Source organism: Variovorax sp. GW822-FHT04E09, assembly GCF_058800845.1.
The window spans coordinates 730,106-747,017 of the sequence record NZ_JBXAMR010000003.1 but is presented as its reverse complement, the minus strand read 5'-3'; the positions used below and the strand labels follow the sequence as shown (position 1 = coordinate 747,017).

Sequence of the window (16,912 nt, the reverse complement as noted above, 5' to 3'; positions counted from 1 at the left end):
TCATCGTTCGTTGTTCCTCCATGTCACAACCACATCCTTCAGCTTCTCTTCCTGACACCGCTTCCGCGCTGGCCGCCATCGACGCGCTGGTGGCGCCCCTGAACCGCAGCGACGCGCCCGGCCTGGTGCTGGCCATCGCGCAGCATGGCCGCCTGCTGTACCGCCGCGCCGTCGGCATGGCCAGCCTGGAGATGGGCGTGGCGCTCACGCCGACTACGCGCATGCGCATCGCCTCCACCAGCAAGCACTTCACGGCCATGGCCGTGCTGCTGCTAGCCGAAGACGGCCTGCTCGACGTGGAAGACCCGGTGCAGAAATACCTGCCCGAGCTGCCGCAACTGAGCGCCAACGGCCCCACGCTGCGCCACCTGCTCACGCACACCAGCGGCTGGCGCGGCCACGACGAGCTGTGGGCCATTGCGCATGGCCTCACGTTCACGCTGCCCGGCCCAGGCCTGCCGGCCATGGCGCGCCAGAGCGAGCTGAACTTCGAGCCCGGCACGCACATGGTCTACAGCAACGGCGGCTACTTCCTGCTGGCCAAGATCGTCGAGCGCGTGAGCGGCAAGAGCTTCAACGACTTCCTGAAGGCGCGCCTCTTCGACCCGCTCGGCATGGCCGACACCTCGTCGGTGGTGACCGACCTCGACGTGGTCCCCGGCATGGCCGGCCTGTACATGCCCGCGCCCGGTGGCGGCTGGCGCCGCGGGCTGTACCCGTGCGAACTCGACGGCGGCGGCTCGCTGGTGTCGACGGCGGACGACATGCTGCGCTGGCTCGCCCACATGCACGGCAGCGAGAAGATCGTGGGCAGCGCGAAGAGCTGGGCGCTGCTGTCGGCGCCCACCACGCTGTCGTCGGGCTCGCAGGTGAACTACGGCTTCGGCCTCGCGCGCCACCCGTACCGCGGCGTCGAGATCGTCCACCACGCGGGCGCCGTGCTCGGCGCGCAGTCGCAGATGATCAGCGTGCCCAGCCACGGGCTGGACATCATCGCCATGGTGAACGGGGCGCCCGTGTCGCCGTCGGCGTTGGCCCTCAAGGTGATCGAGCTGCTGCTGGGCGACGCGCTCGCGCCGCCCGAGGTGCGTCCGCTGGCCAGCGCCTTCCCCGCGCTGCCCGGCCAGCGCTACCACGCACCCTCCACCGGCGGCCTGCTGGGCTTTGCGGACGTGGCCGGCAAGCTGGCGCTGTCGTGGCAGGCCGGCGAGGCCAGGCCCTTGAACCAGGGCGAGGGCAAGCTGTGGCTGGGCCTGCAGGACCTGCCGACGAACGACCTCGTGATCGACACCGCCGACATCGACCCGCAACGCGCACCCGATGCCTTCGTGCTGCACGAAGGCGGCCAGCCGCGCCGCTTCGAGCGCCTGCCCGAGACCGCGCCCGATGCGGCCTCGCTGGCCGACGAACTGTGCGGCGACTACACCAGCCCCGACCTCGACGCCACCGCGCGGATGGTGTTGGTCGACGGCAGGTTGCAGCTCACCGTGCAGGGCCGCCACGGCCAGCACGCGTGCGTGCTGACGCCGTTGTCGGCCGACGTGGCCACGCTCGCCTCGGTCGACCCGGTGCTGGCCCAGCTGGGCAAATCGGTTCTCAACGTGGAGCGCAAGGGCGGCCGGGTCGTGGGACTGCTGTTTGCCACGACGCGCTCGCGAAACATCCACCTTGCCCGCCAGGAGCCCCGCGCATGAAGTTCTTCACCACCCTGTTCGCCACCGAAACCAACACGTTTGTCTCGGCCCCCACCGGCCTGGGAAGCTACGAGGAATACGGCATCTTCCGCGGCGACGCCAGCACGCGCGACGCGACCGGCTACGGCCTGTACGCGGTGGAAGTGCGCCGGCAGCTGGCCGCCGAAGGCCATGAAACGGTCGAAAGCCTGCTGGCCTTCGCGCAACCGCTGGGGCGCACCGTGCGCAGCGTGTACGAGCGCCTGCGCGACGAGATCCTGGACGACCTGCGCAAGGCCGGCCCGGTCGACGGCGTGATCCTCGTGCTGCACGGCGCGATGGTGGCCGACGGCTACGACGACTGCGAAGGCGACGTGATCTCGCGCGTGCGCGAGATCGTCGGGCCGAACGTGCCCATCGGCGTCTCGCTCGACCTGCACTGCCACTTCACGCAGAAGATGGTGAACACGGCCGATGCCATCATTTGCTACAAGGAATATCCGCACACCGATGCCTTCGAGCGCCTGACCGAGCTGATCCGCATCGTGGTCGACACCGCGCAGGGCCGCGTGAAGCCCGTGACGGCCGTGCACGACTGCCGCATGGTCGGCAAGTGGCACACCACGCGCGAACCGATGGCCGGCTTCGTGCGCCGCATGCAGGACGCCGAAAAGCTGCCGGGCGTGCTCTCGGTGTCGCTGGGCCACGGCTTCCCCTGGGCCGACGTGCCCGAGTCGGGCGCCAAGCTGTGGGTGGTGACGGACAACGACCCCGCGCTCGCCGCCAAGCTCGCCGAAGAACTGGGCCGCGGTTTCTGGGACCTGCGCCACGAGACCGGCGTGCCCTCGCTCTCGATCGAGGAGACGCTCGCCAAAGCCATGGCCGTGCAGGGCGGCCCCGTGGTCATTGCCGACACCGCCGACAACCCCGGCGGCGGCGCCACCAGCGACAGCACCTTCATGCTGCGCGCCGTGGTCGAGCGCGGCATCGGCGACGTGGCCTTCGGCGGCGTGTGGGACCTGGGCGCGGTGCAGCTGTGCCGCGACGCGGGCGTGGGCGCGAGCTTCGAGCTGCGCCTGGGCGGCAAGTGCGGCCCGGCCTCGGGCGACCCGATCGACCTGCACGTGACCGTGATGAACGTGGTGGAGGCGCATTCGCAGGGCGGCCTGTCGGGCGTGCGCACGCCCATGGGCCCGTGCGTGTGGGTGCAGGCCGCTGACGGCGTGGACATCGTGCTCATCAGCAAGCGCAACCAGGTCATCGGCGCCGACCTCTTCACGGGCCTGGGCATCGACCTGGCGGCCAAGAAGCTGGTCATCGTGAAGTCGGCGCAGCACTTCCATGCGGAGTTCGGGCCCCTCGCCAAGTCGGTGCTGTACGTGTCGACGCCGGCCTCGCTGAGCACCGACTTCGCCAACCTGCCGTACCGCGTGCGCGACCTCGACTACTGGCCGCGCGTGGAACAGCCCGGTCGCCCGTACCACATGGCCGCGCCCGGCGAGCTCTACACCATCGACGGCCGCGCGATGCATCTGCAGCGCAGCGGTCCCGTGCCCGCCAGCCCGATGCAGCCCACGCTCGTGATCGAGGCCGGCGGCGGTTGCGCCTCGCCGACCTACGCGCGCCTGCAGCAGGCGCTGGCGGCCAAGCACCCGGTGATCAGCTACGACCGCGCCGGCATGGGCTGGAGCGAGGCCGACGACGCGCCCTTCGACGGCGAGCGCACCGCGCACCGCCTGCATGCGTTGCTCGCGGCCGCCGGCGTGACGGGCCCGATCGTGCTCGTCGGCCATTCGCTCGGCGGCCTGCTGAACCGGGTCTACGCAGGCCTGTATCCGCAGCAGGTGGCCGGCGTGGTGATGCTCGACGCCAGCCACCCCGACCAGTTCGCGATGTACGAGCACCCGCCCGAATCGCAGTTCGCGGCCGAGCGCGTCAAGCGCGCGGACTTCCAGGCCGGCGGCACGCCGCCGCCGGAGCAGGCGCCCATCGAGGCCCTGTTCGCCGACATGCCGCAGGTGCTGCGCCAGATGAAGGCGACCTACACGCCCGAAGCGCTCGACACCATGGTGGCCGAGGTGCGCGGCCTGCCGCACGTCGCGCGCCAGGCCGCTGCCTCGCCCGACTTCGGCTCGCGTCCGCTGGCCGTGCTGTGGGCCAGGCAGCAGCCGCTGCCGGCCGGTGCCGACCCGGCCATTGCCGCGGTGCAGCAGCGCTGGCCCGAGTTCCAGGAAGCGCATGCGGCGCTGTCGACGCAACGCCGACTGGCGTGCATCGAAGGCGCCGCGCACATGACGCTGGTGCTGCTGCCGCCGCTGGTGCAGCGCGTGGCCGAGGAGATCGACGGCGTGATGGCGCAGATCGCGTCCGGAACCGGCCGATGACGCCCCTGGCCGAACTCACCACGCCCGCGCTGCTGCTCGACGTCGGCGTGCTCGAACGCAACTGCGAAGCGATGGCACAGCGCGCGGCGCGCCATGGCGTGGCGCTGCGCCCGCACCTGAAGACCGCCAAGTCGGCGGAGGTGGCGCGGCGCGCCACGCGCGGGCAGGCCGGCGGGCTCACGGTGTCGACCGTGGCCGAGGCCGCCTACTTCGCGCGCCACGGCTTCACCGACCTGACCTACGCCGTGGGCATCGACGCGAACAAGATCGAGGCGCTGCACGACATCCAGCGCGCGCACGGCGCGCGCGTGACGCTGCTGGCCGATTCGGTCGAGGCGGTGCAGGCGGCCGGTGCCCGCGCGCGGGCGCTGGGCGCGAGCTTTCGCGTGCTGCTGGAGATCGACACGGGCGGCGGCCGTGGTGGCGTCGGTCCGCGCGACGACGGCCTGCTGTCGCTCGCGCGCGAGGTGCAGCGCAGCGAATCGCTGGCGCTGGCCGGCGTGCTCACGCATGCGGGCCACAGCTACCACGTGCAGGGCGGCACGGCGATCCGCGCCATCGCCGAGGCCGAACGCGCCGGCGCCGTGCATGCGGCCGAACGGCTGCGCGCGGTCGGCATCCCGGTCGAGGTGGTGAGTGTGGGCTCCACGCCCACGGCCGTGTGCGCGCAGACGCTCGAGGGCGTCACCGAGATGCGCCCCGGCGTCTACACCTTCTTCGACCTGGACCAGGCGGCGCGCGGCATCTGCGGCGTGGACGACATCGCGCTGTCGGTGCTGGCCACCGTGATCGGCCACAACCCGCGCTCGCGCCGCGTGCTGATCGACGCCGGCGCGCTCGCGCTGTCGAAGGACCAGTCGGCGGCCGAGTTCCGCGCCGGCCTGGGCTTCGGGCTGGTGTGCCGGGCCGACGGCACGGTGCCGCTGCCCGGGCTGTGCGTGGCCGAACTGCACCAGGAGCACGGGCTGATCGCCTGTGAAGGCGACGACGCACAGGCCATGTTCCGCGCGCTGCCCCTGGGCGCCCGCGTGCGCGTGCTGCCGCACCACGCCTGCATGACGGCCGCGCCCTACGACCGCTACCACGTGGTGGACGGCGCGGGCAGCGGCGTGCAGGCGGTCTGGGACAAGGCGCACGGCTGGCAGGCCGGCGCCTGAAGCCAATCAATTTTTCTGGAGAAGACAACGATGACGAAGACATTCCTTGCACGGCTGACGGCCGTGGCCGCGCCCTTTGTTCTGGCCCTCGGCCTGGGCAGCGCGCCGCAACTCGCAGGCGCCCAGACGCCGGCCGCACCGCAGGCCGCGGCCAGTGCTGCTGCCGCCACGCCGGCGCCCGTGGCGGTGCCCGAAAAGCCTGCAGCCCCGGTTGCTGCGCCGGCCGCCACAGCCAAGGTCGACAACCCCTACGGCGTGGGCGCGCTCTGGTCGCAGAGCGATGCCGTCGCCAAGGCCGTGCTCGCCATCCTGGCGATCATGTCGATGGGCAGCTGGTACGTGATCGTCACCAAGCTGCTCGAGCAGATGCGCATGGGCCGCCAGGCGCGCGCGGTCGACAACGAGTTCTGGAACGCGGGCACCGTGCAGGCCGGCACCGCGCGGCTGGCCGAGGGCAGCCCGTTCCGCTTCATCGCCGACGCCGGCATGCAGGCCACGCAGAAGCACGACGGCCTGCGCGGCAAGGTCGACTTCGCCGACTTCGTCGACCTGTGCATCCACCGCGCCACCGAGCGCGTGCAGCGGCGCCTGGGCAACGGCATGTCGCTGCTGGCCACCGTGGGTTCCACCGCGCCCTTCGTCGGGCTGTTCGGCACCGTCTGGGGCATCTACCACGCGCTCACCGCCATCGGCGTGGCGGGGCAGGCGTCGATCGACAAGGTGGCGGGCCCGGTGGGCGAGGCGCTCATCATGACCGCCATCGGCCTGGCCGTGGCCGTGCCCGCGGTGCTGGGCTACAACTGGCTCCTGCGCCGCAACATCACCGTGATGGACGACGTGCGCGAGTTCAGCGGCGAGCTGCACTCCGTGATCCTGGCCGGCAGCGCCGCGGCCTGACGCGCGCCCACGCACGCAAGCGGATCGCGCCATGGCGATGAACATCCCGGCCTCCGGGGGAGACGAGGAACAGGCCATTGCGGCCATCAACACCACGCCGCTGGTCGACGTGATGCTGGTGCTGCTGATCATCTTCCTCATCACCATCCCGGTGGTCAATTACTCGGTGCCCGTCGCGGTGCCGAAGGAGCGCAACGAGGTGCGCGAGAGCAAGCCCGAGACCGTCGTGATCTCGGTGGACGCCGCCGGCCGCACCTACTGGTACGACACGCCGGTGCAGGGCACGCCCGCGCTGGTGGCGCGGCTCACCAAGGTGGCGGCCCTGAACCCGCAGCCCGAGGTGCACATCCGCGGCGACTGGCATTCCGACTACGAGCCGGTGGGCCGGATCATCTACGCCTGCCAGGCGGCCGGGATCGCCAAGGTGGGCTTCATCACCGAGCCGCCCGCGCGCAACTGAGACGAGCAGACAGCGAGACAAGCAAGCCATGCCAAGAAAACAGAAGCAGGGGCGGCGCAGCAGCACGCCTTCCGACGAGCCGATGATGGACATCAACACCACGCCGCTCATCGACGTGATGCTGGTGCTGCTGATCATGCTGATCATCACCATCCCGATCCAGCTGCACTCGGTGAACCTGAACATGCCCACGGGCAACCCGCCGCCCAGCGAGCTCAAGCCCGAGGTGCTGCGCATCGACATCGACGCGCTCAGCGTCGTGCAGTGGAACGGCGAGCCGCTGGCCGACCGCAGCGAGATGGAGCGACGCTTCGAGCAGGTCGCCGCGCAGGCGGTGCAGCCCGAGGTGCACCTGCGCCCCGACCGGCGCGCCAAGTACGAGGTGGTGGCCGGCGTGATGGCCTCGGCGCAGCGCACGGGCGTGAGCAAGCTGGGCATCGTGGGCGCGGAGCAGTTCATCCCATGAAGCGCTCCCGCAAGGACTTCAACCCGAAATCACGCTTCGGCCCTGTGGGCATCGCGGTGATGGTGCTGTTCCACGTCGGCGTGGGCTACGCGCTCGTGTCGGGGCTGGCGCGCCAGACGGTCGAGCTGATCAAGAAGCCGATGGACGCGACCATCATCAGCGAGATCAAGCCGCCGCCACCCCCGCCACCGCCGCCCCCGCCGCCGAAGAAGATCGTGCGCCAGGAAACGCCCAAGGCCCCGCCGCCGCCGCGCCCGGCCTACGTGCCGCCGCCGGCCGTGACACCGCCGGCCACGTCGGCGCCCGCGATCACCGCCGTGCAGAACACCGAGCCGGTGCCGCCGCCGCCGGCCGCACCGCCGGCGCCCCCCGCGCCGCCGGCCCCGCCGAAGGCGACCACCACCGACATCGCGGTGGCCTGCCCGCGGCAGGTCAAGCCCGAGATGCCGCGCAAGGCGATGGACGAAGGCATCGGCGGCGTGGTCAAGGCCGAGGTGCGCATCAAGGGCGGCCATGTGCAGGAGGTGCGCTTCCTGTCGGGGCCGCGCGTGTACCACTCGGCCGTGCGCGCCGCGGTGATGCGCTACGAATGCCAGACCACGGGCGATGCCGAGGTGCTGGCGACGCAGGAGTTCGTCTTCCGCATCGAGTAGAGGGAAGGAGCCGATCTCTCTTCTTCAGACAGATCGGCCCATGGCGAGCGCGCGCATCACGGCGGCCGTGCGCGTCTCGACGCCCAGCTTCACGTAGACATGCTCCAGGTGCTTGTGCACGGTGCGGGGGCTGATCGTCAGCAGGGCGGCGATCTCGGCGTCGGTCTTGCCCTGCGAGAGCCAGTGCATGACATCGCCCTCGCGCGGCGTGAGGCCGGCGGGCTGTGCATCCGGCAACGGCGCCGGCGTGCGGCAGGCCAGCCGGTACAGGAAGGCCACCGCCATCGCATGCTCCAGCCCCACACGCCGGCAGTAGTCGGCCTGCTGGGCGGCGCGGCGCAACTCGCGCCGGCCCGGCGCCTTGGCGATGCGGCGGGTGGTGCGCGTGGGATGCGCGTCGGCGCTGCGATGCCGCACGGGCACATGGCCGGACTCCAGTTTGTCCAGCAGGCGAAGCGCGCTCGCCCAATCGTTGCGCGACAGGTGCGTCATGGCATGCCCTTTCACGGTGCATACGCATTGCTGCGTATGGCGCCCGCACGCATCGAGAGACAGGATGCTTGCAGGCCCTTTGCCTCGAATTCAGTATAGGCAGGCAGCGGGCGCGCCAGTCGCTTGTCGACGAAGGGGATACACATGGCCATCGACGAAACACGGCTTAACGCGTTCATGGGTAACTTCGTCCACGACATCGGGGCCGTGATGCACGCGGCCACCATCGTCGTCGGCGACCAGCTCGGCCTGTACAAGGCGCTGGCCGAAGGCCCCGCCACCGCGGAGCAGCTGGCCCGCCGCACCGAGACCGACGCGCGCTACCTGCGCGAATGGCTCTCGGCCCAGGCCGCCAGCGGCTACGTCGAATACGACCCGAAGGGCGAGCTGTTCTCGCTGACCGAGGAACAGGCTTTCGCGCTGGCCGAGGAAGGCAGCCCGGCCTTCGTGCCCGGCGCGTTCCAGATCGCCGTGGCGCAGTTCAAGATCATTCCCAAGATGGTCCAGGCCATGCGCACGGGCCTGGGCATCGGCTGGCACGAGCACGACGTGGCCCTGTTCCATGGCACCGAGCGCTTCTTCCGGCCCGGCTACGCGGCCAACCTGGTGAGCCAGTGGATTCCGGCGCTCGAAGGCATCGAGCCGCTGCTGAAACGCGGCGCGCGTGTGGCCGACGTGGGCTGCGGGCACGGCGCCTCGACGCTGCTGATGGCGCAGGCCTATCCCGAATCTAGTTTCGTCGGCTTCGACTACCACGCACCGTCGATCGAGCGTGCGCGCGAAACCGCGCGCAAGGCTGGCGTCGACGATGAAAAGCGCCTGCGCTTCGAGGTCGCGAGCGCCAAGGATTTCCCCGGCGAAGACTACGACCTGGTCGCCGTCTTCGACTGCCTGCACGACATGGGCGACCCCGTCGGCGCGGCGGCGCACGTGCGGCGCACCCTCAAGCCGCAGGGCACGTGGATGATCGTCGAGCCCTTTGCCAACGACCGGCTGGAGGACAACATCAACCCGGTGGGGCGCGTGTTCTATTCGGCCTCCAGCTTCATCTGCACGCCGGCCTCGCGTTCGCAGGAAGTGGGCCTGTGCCTGGGGGCGCAGGCCGGCGAAGCGCGCCTGCGCGACGTCGTGTCGCAGGGCGGCTTCTCGCACTTCCGCCGCGCCAGCGAAACGCCCTTCAACCTGATCTTCGAAGCACGTCCGTAAGGACAAAGGAGGCGCCATGTCCCGCCAATACATCGACTGCCGCGAGTACCCAAGCACGATGAACTGCAGTGTCGCGCTCTGCGCCGACTCCGAAGGCGAACTGCTCGATGCCGCCGTCCAGCACGCCGTGGCCGTTCACGGCCACACCGACACGCCCGAACTGCGCAAGCAGCTGGCGAGCATGTTCAAGGCCGGCACGCCGCCGGTGGAGCTCGCGAAGACGCCCGCTTGACTGGCGGACTGACGGTCCTGCGCGGCCCCGGCCGCCGCAACGAACCTTGATGCAGATCAAATGCTTGCATCGGCCCGGCATTTAGCCTGCCCCGATGCAAGCTTCCGCCGCGCTCGCGCCGTTCCCGTCCGTTCCATCGTCCGCCGGGAGTGACGCCCGCGCCGACGCCTGGCAGCTGCTCGACGATCCCGCCGAGTGGGCCGCGTTCGGCCGCCCGCTGGAGGCCGGCACAGGCCGCTGGGAATCGCAGGTCGCGGTCGAGGGCATGCACTGCGCGGGCTGCGCCTTCACCGTCGAGGCCGCGCTGGCCCAGGTGCCCGGCGTGGCCGAGGTGCAGGTGAATGCCGCCAGCCGGCGCGTGCGCGTCGTGTGGTCGGCCACGGCCACGCGGCCTTCGCGCTGGTTCGAGGCCAGCGCGCGCGCGGGCTACCCCTTGCTGCCGGCCGGCAGCCGCAGCGCGCGCGAGACGCGCACGCGCGAACTGCGCATGGCGCTGTGGCGCTGGCTGGTCGCGGGCTTTTGCATGATGCAGGTGATGATGTACGCCTACCCGGCCTACGTCGCGCGCCCCGGCGACATGACGGCCGATGCGGCGCAGCTGCTGCGCTGGGCCTCGTGGGTGCTCAGCCTGCCCGTGGTGCTGTTCTCGTGCGGACCCTTCTTTCGCAGCGCCTGGCGCGACCTGCGCATTGGCCGCGTCGGCATGGACCTGCCCGTGACCTTCGGCGTCGTCATCACCTTCGTGGTGAGCACGGCCGCCACCTTCGACCCCACGGGGCCGCTGGGGCACGAGGTCTACTTCGATTCGCTGACGATGTTCGTCTTCTTCCTGCTCACCGGCCGCTGGCTCGAGGCGCGGCTGCGCGATCGCACGGCCGGCGCGCTCGAGGCGCTGATGCACCGGCTGCCCGACAGCGTGGAGCGCCTCGGGCCCGACGGCGCATGGACGCGCGTGGCGGTGCGCCGGCTCGGCGCGGGCGACGTGGTGCGCGTGCGCCCCGGCGAGGCCTTTCCGGCCGACGGCACGGTGATCGACGGCGATACCACCGCCGACGAGGCGCTGCTCACCGGCGAGTCGCGCCCCGTGCCGCGCCCCTGCGGCGACCGCGTGCTCGCAGGCAGCCACAACCTCTCGGCCGTGGTGCAGGTGCGCATCGCCTCGGTGGGCGAGGGCACGCGCTTCGCGCAGATCGTGCGGCTCATGGAAAACGCCGCGCTCGACAAGCCGCGCCTGGCCCGGCTCGCCGACCGCGTGGCGCGGCCCTTTCTCATCGCGGTGCTGGCCTGCGCGTTCGGCGCTGGCGCGCTGTGGTGGACGGTCGATCCCGGCAAGGCGCTGATGGTCGCGGTGGCGGTGCTGATCGTCACCTGCCCGTGCGCGTTGTCGCTGGCCACGCCCGCCGCGATGCTCGCGAGCGCGGGCGCCCTGGCGCGCGGCGGCGTGCTCACGTCGAACCTGCAGGCGCTCGAAGCGCTGGCCGGCGTCGACACCGTGGTGTTCGACAAGACCGGCACGCTCACGGGCGACACGCCGCGCCTGGAGCGCGTGTACTGCCGCCAGGGCCTGCGCCCCGGCGATGCGCTGGAAATCGGCGCGGCGCTCGCGGCGCTGTCGCTGCACCCGGCCGCGCGCGCGCTCGTCAACGCCTGGCAGGCGCAGTTCCGTGCGCCGCCGGCCTGGTCGGCGACGCAGCTGCGCGAGACGGTGGGGCAGGGCGTGGCGGCCTCGCTGCACCGGCGCGATGCGGTGGACGACCACGGCGCGCGCCCCGTGCGCCTGGGCTCGGCGGCCTTCTGCGAGGTGCCGCCGCTGCAGGTCGACGCGGCGCAGATCCACCTGAGCGACGACGAGGGCTGGCTCGCCAGCTTCGTGCTCGCCGAGGAGCTGCGCCCCGACGCCACGCAGGCCGTGGCGGCACTGCAGGCGCAGGGCTTGTCGGTGCGCCTGCTGTCGGGCGACCGCGAGAACGCGGCGCGTGCCATCGGCGCGCAGGCCGGCATCGCGGCGGTGCAGGGCGACTGCGCCCCCGAAGACAAGCTCGAGGTGCTGTGGCAATTGCAGGCGGCCGGGCGCGAGGTGGCGATGGTCGGCGACGGCCTGAACGACGGCCCGAGCCTGGCGCGCGCCAACGCCTCGTTCGCCTTCGGCCGTGCCGTGCCGCTGTCGCGCGCACGTGCCGACTTCGTGGTGCTCGGCGATGCGCTGCAGGCCATTCCCGCGGCGGTGGCGCAGGCGCGCCGCACGCTGCGCGTGGTGCGCCAGAACCTGTTCTGGGCCGCGGCCTACAACGCCGTGTGCGTGCCGCTGGCCGTGGCCGGCTGGCTACCGCCCTGGCTCGCGGGGCTGGGCATGGCGGCGAGCTCGCTGCTGGTGGTGCTCAACGCGGCGCGCCTGGCTGCGCCGGGGAAAGCGGCGGTGGCCTGAGATGGACGTGCTGTTCCTGCTCGTGCCGCTGTCGGTGGTGCTCGTTCTGGCGATCCTCGGGGGCCTTTGGTGGGCCATCGAGCGCGGCCAGTTCGAGGACATCGAGGTCGAAGGCGACCGCATCCTGAACAACGACTGACACAGCGATGGATGGCTTGATCTGCATCAAGCCTGCCCGGGCGACGCGGGCAGACACTGCCCGCAAACCACATTCACGGGCACCACGATGCAGCAGACCACGCACCCTCCCGCGGCCATCTACGACGACACCGTCGTGCGGCAGTTCGCACTCATGTCGGTGGTCTGGGGGGTGGTCGGCATGCTGGTCGGCGTGATCATCGCCTCGCAGCTGACCTGGCCCGAACTCAACCTCGGCATTCCCTGGCTCAGCTACGGCCGCCTGCGCCCGCTGCACACCAACGCGGTGATCTTCGCCTTCGGCGGCTGCGCGCTCATGGCCACGAGCTTCCACGTGGTGCAGCGCACCTGCCAGGTGCGGCTGTTCGCACCGGCGCTGGCCTCGTTCGTGTTCTGGGGCTGGCAGCTGGTGATCGTCGCCGCGGCCGTCAGCCTGCCGCTGGGCTACACCAGCGGCAAGGAATACGCCGAGCTCGAATGGCCCATCGACATCCTGATCGCCGTGGTCTGGGTGGCCTACGCCATCGTGTTCTTCGGCACCATCGGCCTGCGCAAGGTGCGCCACATCTACGTGGCCAACTGGTTCTACGGGGCCTTCATCATCGCGGTGGCGCTGCTGCACATCGTCAACAGCGCGGCCATTCCGGCGGGCTGGATGAAGAGCTACTCGGCCTACGCCGGCGTGCAGGACGCGATGGTGCAGTGGTGGTACGGCCACAACGCCGTGGGCTTCTTCCTCACGGCCGGCTTCCTGGGAATGATGTACTACTACATCCCCAAGCAGGCGGGGCGCCCGGTGTACTCGTACCGGCTGTCGATCGTGCACTTCTGGGCGCTGATCTTCACCTACATGTGGGCCGGCCCGCACCACCTGCACTACACCGCGCTGCCCGACTGGACGCAGTCGCTGGGCATGGTGTTCTCGCTCATCCTTCTGGCGCCCAGCTGGGGCGGCATGATCAACGGCGTGATGACGCTCTCGGGTGCCTGGCACAAGCTGCGCACCGACCCCATCCTGCGCTTTCTGATCGTCGCGCTGTCGTTCTACGGCATGTCGACCTTCGAGGGCCCGCTGATGTCGATCAAGACCGTCAACGCCCTGAGCCACTACACCGACTGGACCGTGGGCCACGTGCACTCCGGCGCGCTGGGCTGGGTGGGCTTCATCACCATGGGGTCGCTGTACTACCTGATCCCGCGCATGTACGGCCGCCTCGTCATGTACAGCGTGCGCGCCATCGACGTGCACTTCTGGATGGCCACCATCGGCATCGTGCTGTACATCGCCGCGATGTGGATCGCCGGCGTGATGCAGGGCCTCATGTGGCGCGAGATCAATGCCGACGGCACGCTGACCTACACCTTCGTCGAAAGCGTGAAGGCCACCTTCCCCTACTACCTGGTGCGCGTGATCGGCGGCGTGCTCTACCTGGGCGGCATGCTGGTCATGGCCTGGAACGTCTGGATGACCGTGATCACCGGACGCTCGGTGCGCGCCGAGATCCCGGCCGTTGCCGCCGCCCACGCCTGAAGCCCCGAAGCCTTTGAAGACGCACGATGAACGCACCTGACAACCAGAACTCCGCGCCCGCCGCCACCGGCTTCACGCACGAGAAGGTCGAGACCAACAACCTGCTGATGATCGTGCTGATCCTGCTGGTGGTGGCCATCGGCGGCCTCGTGGAGATCGTGCCGCTGTTCTTCCAGAAGTCGACCACCGAGGCCGTGGAGGGCGTGAAGCCGCTCACGCCGCTGCAGCTGGCCGGCCGCGACGTGTACCTGCGCGAGGGTTGCTACAACTGCCACTCGCAGATGATCCGCCCCTTCCGCTCGGAGACGCTGCGCTACGGCCACTACTCGGTGGTCGGCGAGTTCGTGTACGACCACCCCTTCCAGTGGGGCAGCAAGCGCACCGGCCCCGACCTGCACCGCGTGGGCGGAAAGTACAGCGACGAGTGGCACCGCATCCACCTGAACAACCCGCGCGACCTCGTGCCCGAGTCGAACATGCCGGCCTACCCGTGGCTGGAGAAGGGGCTGGTCGACGCCGGCAGCATCGCCACCCGCATGCGTGCGCTGCGCACGGTGGGCGTGCCCTACACCGACGAAGAGATTGCCAAGGCCGCCGACGAGGTCGCCGGCAAGACCGACATGGACGCCACCGTGGCCTACCTGCAGTCGCTGGGCCTGGCGCTCAAGTAAGAAGAAAGAACAGGCAACGCCCCATGACCGACATCACCACCCTGCGCATCGCCGCCACCATCGCCTGCTTCGTCGTCTTCATCGGCATCGTGGCCTGGGCCTGCTCGCGCCGCAACACGCAGCGCTTCGCCGAAGCGGCCCGGTTGCCGTTCGAGCAGGACTGAAGGGAGCCCCAAGATGAGCGACTTCATTAGTAACTTCTGGTCCAGCTACGTGGCCGTGGCCTCGCTGCTGAGCATCCTGGGCTGCGTGCTGCTCCTGTGGCTCACGGCGCGCAAGCGCGTGCCCTCCGACGCCGACAACACCACCGGCCACGTGTGGGACGAAGACCTGCGCGAAGCCAACAACCCGCTGCCGCTGTGGTGGGTGGGCCTGTTCGTGCTGACCATCGTCTTCTCGCTCGGCTACCTGGCCGTGTTCCCGGGCCTGGGCAGCTTCCGCGGCACGAACGACTGGAGCTCGCGCGCCGAGTACCAGCAGGACGTGGCCAAGGCCACGCAGGCACTGGCGCCGGTGTACGCGCGCTACGCGCCCATGCCCCTGGAGGAGGTCGCGCGCGATCCGCAGGCCCGCGCCATCGGCGAGCGCCTGTTCATGAACAACTGCGCGCAGTGCCACGGCTCCGACGCGCGCGGCAGCAAGGGCTTTCCCAACCTCACCGACGCCGACTGGCTGCACGGCGGCACGCCCGACAAGATCGTCGAATCGATCACCAAGGGTCGCATCGGCACCATGCCGCCGGCCGCCGCGATGGTCGGCACGCCCGACGACGTGAAGAACGTCGCCAACTACGTGCTGAGCCTGTCGGGCGAGCCGCACGACTCGCTGCGCGCGGGCCTGGGCAAGCCCAAGTTCGCCGCCTGCGCGGCCTGCCACGGCATCGGCGGCGTGGGCAACCCGGCGCTGGGCGCCCCGCGCCTGAACGACCGCATCTGGCTGCACGGCTACGGCGAGGCCGCCATCGTGCAGATCATCAACGAGGGCAAGCACAGCGCCATGCCCGCGCAGGAAGGCCGCCTGACCGAGGCGCAGATCAAGCTGCTGGCCTCCTACGTGTGGGGCATGTCCAACCCTGCGACCGGGACGCCATGACGCGAAAGACGGTCATCCCGATCGCGAGCGCGCCGCCCGCCGCCGCGCCGGAGGTCGGCCTGTACGAGGCGACGAAGAAGATCTACCCGCGCAGCGTGCAGGGCCTGTTCGCGCGCTGGCGCTGGGCCATGGTCTTTCTCACGCAGCTGGTGTTCTACGGCATGCCCTGGGTGGAATGGGGCGAGCGGCAGATGGTGCTGTTCGACCTGGCCGCGCGGCGCTTCTACATCTTCGGCCTGGTGCTGTACCCGCAGGACCTGATCTACCTGTCGGGGCTGCTGGTGATCAGCGCGCTCTCTCTGTTCCTCTTCACGGCCGTGGCCGGGCGCCTGTGGTGCGGCTACGCCTGCCCGCAGACCGTCTACACCGAGATGTTCCTGTGGGTCGAGCAGCGCATCGAAGGCAACCGCAGCGCGCGCATCCGGCTCGACGCCGGTGCGTTCTCGCTCGAGAAGCTGGTGAAGAAGGCCTTCAAGCACCTCGTCTGGATCGGCATCGCGCTGTGGACCGGCTTCACCTTCGTGGGCTACTTCACGCCCATCCGCGAGCTGGGCATGGCCTTCCTGCAGACGCAGATGGGCTCGTGGGAAGTGTTCTGGGTGTTCTTCTACGGCTTCGCCACGTACGGCAACGCCGGCTTCATGCGCGAGCAGGTGTGCAAGTACATGTGCCCCTATGCGCGCTTCCAGAGCGCGATGTTCGACCGCGACACGCTCATCGTCAGCTACGACCCGCGGCGCGGCGAGCCGCGAGCACCGCGCCGCAAGAACGTCGACCCGCGCAGCGCCGCCTTGGGCGACTGCATCGACTGCAGCCTGTGCGTGCAGGTGTGCCCCACCGGCATCGACATCCGCCAGGGCCTGCAATACGAGTGCATCGGCTGCGGCCTGTGCGTGGACGCTTGCGACAGCGTGATGGACAAGATGGGCTACGCGCCGCGCCTCATCCGCTACGACACGCAGAACGGCATGGAGGCCGGCTGGTCGCGCCGCCAGCTGTGGCGCCGCGTGCTGCGCCCGCGCGTGCTGGTCTACACCGCATTGCTCGCGCTGCTGGTGGCGGGCCTGCTCGCCAGCCTGGTCGCGCGCACGCCGCTGAAGGTCGACGTGGTGCGCGACCGCGCCTCGCTGGCGCGCATCGTCGAGGGCGGGCGGCTGGAGAACGTCTACCGGCTGCAGATCATGAACGCGACCGAGCGCACGCAGCACTACCGCATCGCCGCGCGCGGCATCGAGGGGTTGAGCGTGGCCTCGCCCGACGAGGCCATCGAGGTCGAGCCCGCGCAGGCGCGCTGGGTCGCGGTGCGGCTGCAGGTGCCCTACGGCGCCGCGCCGGCCGGTTCGCACACGGTGCACTTCGACATCCGGCAGGCGGATGGCGCGGCGCAGGTTTCCGAAAAAGCGGTCTTCCTGGTGCCGCGCTGAAAGGTCTTCCC

17 protein-coding genes are annotated in these 16,912 nt (G+C 70.4%); 16 read left to right on the top strand and 1 reads right to left on the bottom strand.

Translation table 11 applies throughout. From position 1 onward, the window contains the following. Window positions 1–20: 20 nt before the first annotated feature. The 7 genes from AC1RL8_RS15760 to AC1RL8_RS15730 are packed head-to-tail and all read left to right on the top strand — an operon-like array spanning window position 21 to window position 7,690. Window positions 21–1,694: a serine hydrolase domain-containing protein gene (locus AC1RL8_RS15760; RefSeq protein ID WP_492684745.1), complete on the top strand. Its 1,674-nt coding sequence runs from the start codon at window positions 21–23 to the stop codon at window positions 1,692–1,694. Next, window positions 1,691–4,057, top strand: a complete 2,367-nt coding sequence (locus tag AC1RL8_RS15755; protein ID WP_492684744.1) for an alpha/beta fold hydrolase — start codon at window positions 1,691–1,693, stop codon at window positions 4,055–4,057. Before AC1RL8_RS15760 ends, AC1RL8_RS15755 begins: the two co-directional genes overlap by 4 nt. Continuing rightward, the gene (locus AC1RL8_RS15750; RefSeq protein WP_492684743.1) at window positions 4,054–5,214 is read left to right on the top strand and encodes an alanine racemase; all 1,161 of its coding nucleotides are present in this window, start codon (window positions 4,054–4,056) and stop codon (window positions 5,212–5,214) included. Before AC1RL8_RS15755 ends, AC1RL8_RS15750 begins: the two co-directional genes overlap by 4 nt. A gap of 30 nt (window positions 5,215–5,244) precedes the next feature. Beyond that, window positions 5,245–6,111, top strand: a complete 867-nt coding sequence (locus AC1RL8_RS15745) for a MotA/TolQ/ExbB proton channel family protein (RefSeq protein ID WP_095746596.1) — start codon at window positions 5,245–5,247, stop codon at window positions 6,109–6,111. 31 nt (window positions 6,112–6,142) lie between these two features. Continuing rightward, on the top strand, window positions 6,143–6,571 hold the full coding sequence (locus AC1RL8_RS15740; RefSeq protein WP_139702541.1) for an ExbD/TolR family protein: 429 nt from the start codon (window positions 6,143–6,145) through the stop codon (window positions 6,569–6,571). Window positions 6,572–6,599: 28 nt separating this feature from the next. After that, window positions 6,600–7,037, top strand: coding sequence for an ExbD/TolR family protein (locus AC1RL8_RS15735; RefSeq protein WP_095948762.1), 438 nt, complete (start codon window positions 6,600–6,602; stop codon window positions 7,035–7,037). Then, window positions 7,034–7,690: an energy transducer TonB gene (locus tag AC1RL8_RS15730; RefSeq protein WP_070062086.1), complete on the top strand. Its 657-nt coding sequence runs from the start codon at window positions 7,034–7,036 to the stop codon at window positions 7,688–7,690. Before AC1RL8_RS15735 ends, AC1RL8_RS15730 begins: the two co-directional genes overlap by 4 nt. A gap of 24 nt (window positions 7,691–7,714) precedes the next feature. Here AC1RL8_RS15730 and AC1RL8_RS15725 read toward each other — a convergent pair whose 3' ends face one another. Further along, the gene (locus tag AC1RL8_RS15725) at window positions 7,715–8,182 is read right to left on the bottom strand and encodes a helix-turn-helix transcriptional regulator (protein WP_062482955.1); all 468 of its coding nucleotides are present in this window, start codon (window positions 8,180–8,182) and stop codon (window positions 7,715–7,717) included. Between the two features lie 144 nt (window positions 8,183–8,326). On the opposite strand from AC1RL8_RS15725, the gene AC1RL8_RS15720 reads away from it, so the two are divergent. The 9 genes from AC1RL8_RS15720 (at window position 8,327) to ccoG (ending at window position 16,901) form a co-directional block, all read left to right on the top strand. Next, window positions 8,327–9,388, top strand: coding sequence for a class I SAM-dependent methyltransferase (locus AC1RL8_RS15720; RefSeq protein ID WP_492684742.1), 1,062 nt, complete (start codon window positions 8,327–8,329; stop codon window positions 9,386–9,388). A gap of 16 nt (window positions 9,389–9,404) precedes the next feature. After that, entirely contained in the window at window positions 9,405–9,620 is a 216-nt protein-coding gene (locus tag AC1RL8_RS15715; RefSeq protein WP_070062088.1) for a DUF1059 domain-containing protein, read from the top strand. Between the two features lie 94 nt (window positions 9,621–9,714). Further along, window positions 9,715–12,045, top strand: coding sequence for a heavy metal translocating P-type ATPase (locus AC1RL8_RS15710; RefSeq protein ID WP_492684741.1), 2,331 nt, complete (start codon window positions 9,715–9,717; stop codon window positions 12,043–12,045). A gap of 1 nt (window position 12,046) precedes the next feature. After that, entirely contained in the window at window positions 12,047–12,184 is a 138-nt protein-coding gene (gene ccoS / locus AC1RL8_RS15705; RefSeq protein ID WP_062481719.1) for a cbb3-type cytochrome oxidase assembly protein CcoS, read from the top strand. A gap of 87 nt (window positions 12,185–12,271) precedes the next feature. Then, window positions 12,272–13,714 carry a cytochrome-c oxidase, cbb3-type subunit I gene (gene ccoN / locus AC1RL8_RS15700; protein ID WP_492684740.1) on the top strand — a complete coding sequence of 481 codons (1,443 nt, stop codon included), beginning with the start codon at window positions 12,272–12,274 and terminating at the stop codon, window positions 13,712–13,714. 26 nt (window positions 13,715–13,740) lie between these two features. Further along, the gene (gene ccoO, locus AC1RL8_RS15695; RefSeq protein ID WP_492684739.1) at window positions 13,741–14,385 is read left to right on the top strand and encodes a cytochrome-c oxidase, cbb3-type subunit II; all 645 of its coding nucleotides are present in this window, start codon (window positions 13,741–13,743) and stop codon (window positions 14,383–14,385) included. Window positions 14,386–14,408: 23 nt separating this feature from the next. After that, entirely contained in the window at window positions 14,409–14,549 is a 141-nt protein-coding gene (locus tag AC1RL8_RS15690) for a cbb3-type cytochrome oxidase subunit 3 (protein ID WP_062481697.1), read from the top strand. A 13-nt stretch (window positions 14,550–14,562) separates the two neighbouring features. Further along, window positions 14,563–15,477 (top strand): cytochrome-c oxidase, cbb3-type subunit III, encoded by a 915-nt coding sequence (gene ccoP, locus AC1RL8_RS15685; RefSeq protein ID WP_070062092.1) that lies wholly within the window; start codon window positions 14,563–14,565, stop codon window positions 15,475–15,477. Beyond that, on the top strand, window positions 15,474–16,901 hold the full coding sequence (gene ccoG / locus AC1RL8_RS15680) for a cytochrome c oxidase accessory protein CcoG (protein ID WP_492684738.1): 1,428 nt from the start codon (window positions 15,474–15,476) through the stop codon (window positions 16,899–16,901). The genes ccoP and ccoG overlap by 4 nt, the downstream gene beginning before the upstream one ends. Window positions 16,902–16,912 lie beyond the last annotated feature (11 nt).